Origin of the sequence: Sphingomonas arabinosi (genome assembly GCF_036663715.1) — a bacterium.
Taxonomy (GTDB): domain Bacteria; phylum Pseudomonadota; class Alphaproteobacteria; order Sphingomonadales; family Sphingomonadaceae; genus Sphingomonas.
Genome location: NZ_JAXOJN010000048.1, coordinates 1 through 2581, shown reverse-complemented (window position 1 = coordinate 2581; position 2581 = coordinate 1). Strand labels below are relative to the sequence as shown.

At 63.5% G+C, this 2581-nt stretch carries 2 protein-coding genes; both read left to right on the top strand.

Annotation, left to right across the window (positions count from 1 at the left end):
* Positions 1–173: 173 nt before the first annotated feature.
* On the top strand, positions 174–1682 hold the full coding sequence (gene istA / locus U1708_RS20540; RefSeq protein ID WP_443030102.1) for an IS21 family transposase: 1509 nt from the start codon (positions 174–176) through the stop codon (positions 1680–1682).
* On the top strand, positions 1679–2440 hold the full coding sequence (istB, locus tag U1708_RS20535; RefSeq protein WP_159513485.1) for an IS21-like element helper ATPase IstB: 762 nt from the start codon (positions 1679–1681) through the stop codon (positions 2438–2440). The genes istA and istB overlap by 4 nt, the downstream gene beginning before the upstream one ends.
* Positions 2441–2581 lie beyond the last annotated feature (141 nt).

The following is a 2581-nucleotide window of genomic DNA, read 5'->3' as shown; positions in this document are numbered from 1 at the left end:
TGCTGCGCGGCGATGAAGGTGAGACAGCAGCGTCAATCAAGATGAGACTCCGTTTGGGGCTGTCGGCGTAGGGCGTAGCCCGGAGCCGACAGCCCCAAACGGAAGCCCTTTCGAAGGGCTTTGGTGGTCGTGACCGGCCTACATCTGGGCTTTTCCTTGAGGGAAGAGCGCAGGTGAGCGGTCGACACGTCAACGATCATCAAACGAGGCTCTTTATGAAACATCGTCAAAGCGACCCGGTGCCCGTGGCAGCGGCCAAGGCCGGTATCAGCCGGGCGACCGCCTATCGGCTGCTCAAGGGCGGCAAACTCCCGTCCCAGAAGGCGGAGCCGCGAGGTCGGCGCCGACCAGACCCGCTGGCAGAGATCTTCGACACCGAGATTGTCCCACTTCTCCAGGCGGCTCCCGGCCTGCGGGCCGTTGCCATATTTGAGGAGATGCTTCGCCGGCATTCGGATCTGTCGCCCGGTATCCGGAGGACCCTGGAGCGGCGCATCCGGACATGGCGTGCGCGGCATGGTCAGGACCAGGAAGTCATTTTCCGTCAGACCCACGAGCCCGGCCACATGGGCCTGTCGGACTTCACCGATATGGGCGACCTCGATGTGCCCGTCACGGTCGCCGGCGAGCCGCTCAAGCATCTCCTCTATCACTTCCGGTTGGTCTGGTCGGGTTTCGAGCACGCCCATGTCATCCTCGGCGGCGAGAGCTATGTCGCCTTGGCCGAGGGACTGCAGAACGCCCTGTGGGCGGTAGGCGGGGCGCCACGCCTACACCGCAGTGACAGCCTGTCGGCCGCATTCCGCAATCTCGACGCTGACGCCAGAGTTGACCTGACGCGGCGATATGATGCGCTTTGCGAGCATTATGCGATGGAGCCGACGCGCAACAATCGCGGTGTCGCCCATGAGAACGGCGCTATCGAAAGCCCCCACGGCCATCTCAAATATGCCGTAAACGACGCACTGTTGATGCGCGGATCCGGCGACTTCGACGATTTGACCGCCTATCGCGCCTTCATCGACGAGATCGTCGCGCGCAAGAACCGACGCAACGCGGCTCGTATCGATGCCGAGCGCGCAACGCTGCAGCCGCTCCCGCAGCTTCGCACCGGCGACTATGAGGAGAGCATTGTCCCCGTCACCTCGACCAGCAGCTTCACGCTGAAGAAGGTCTTCTACACGGTCCCGTCGCGCCTCATCGGCCACAGGCTGAGGGTCCGCCTGTATGACGACCGCCTCGATATCTTCCTCGGCGCGACGCGTCTCATGACGCTCCGTCGCGGACGAACGCCCAGCGACGGCAAGCACGGACACGTCGTCGACTACCGGCACGTCATTCACAGCCTGCGGCGCAAACCTATGGCGCTGATGAACCTCGTCTACCGCGACCAGATCTTTCCGCGCGAAGCGTATCGCCGGACATTCGACCGTCTTATCGAACAACTGCCCGAGCGCGTCGCCTGCAAGATCATGGTCGAGTTGCTCTCGCTCGCGCATGAGCGGGGTTGCGAAGCAGAGCTGGCAGATGTTCTGGCAGCGGATCTGGACGCCAGGCGCCTGCCAGACCTCACGCAGCTACGAGCACGCTTCTCACCAGACCCGGCCAGCTTGCCGGTCGTCTCGGTGCAATTGCCCTCGCTTGCCGCCTACGACACTCTGCTGACGGGAGCGGCCGCATGAACCCCGCTGTCGACACCCAGCGCCTCGCATTCATCCTCAACGAACTGCGTCTGCCTGCCATCAAGCAGGCCTGGCTCCAGTTCGCTGAACGCGCCGACAAGGAGGCGTGGCCGGCCACCCGCTTCCTCGCCGCGCTCGCCGAGCATGAGATCGCCGAACGCGACCGGCGACGCATCGAGCGGCACCTGGCAGAAGCACGCCTGCCACCAGGCAAGACCCTCGACACCTTCGACTTCACCAACGTGCCGATGATCTCGAAGGCTCACATCATGGCGCTCTGCGCCGGCGACAGCTGGCTCGAGAAGGGGGCCAACCTCATCATGATTGGCGGACCGGGCGGCGGGAAGAGCCATCTCGCCGCTGCAATCGGCATGGCACTCATCGAGGCGGGCTGGCGCGTCCTGTTCACCCGTACCTCGGATCTCGTCCAGAAACTGCAGATCGCGCGCCGTGAGCTCGCCCTCGAAAGTGCGATCGCCAAGCTCGACAAATATCACCTGCTCGTGCTCGACGATCTCGCCTACGTCACCAAGGACCAGGCCGAAACCTCCGTCCTATTCGAACTGATTAGCGCCCGCTACGAACGCCGATCGACCCTCATTACCGCCAACCAGCCATTCGGCGACTGGTCGCGCGTATTCCCTGACCCCGCCATGACGCTCGCCGCTGTCGATCGCCTCGTTCATCATTCCACCATCTTCGAGATGAACGTCGAGAGCTACCGACGCCGCGCAGCCCTCCAGCGACAATCAAGCTGAGACACCGTCTGTCGCGGAGCGGCGATCAACACCAAAGTTGGCCTTGCATTGCCTGTCGCGCCTCGACAATCTCGCTCCCGTCACGGCCGCAGAGTCTCATCCTGATCGCCGCTACTGTCTCATCCAGATCGCCGCTCAATA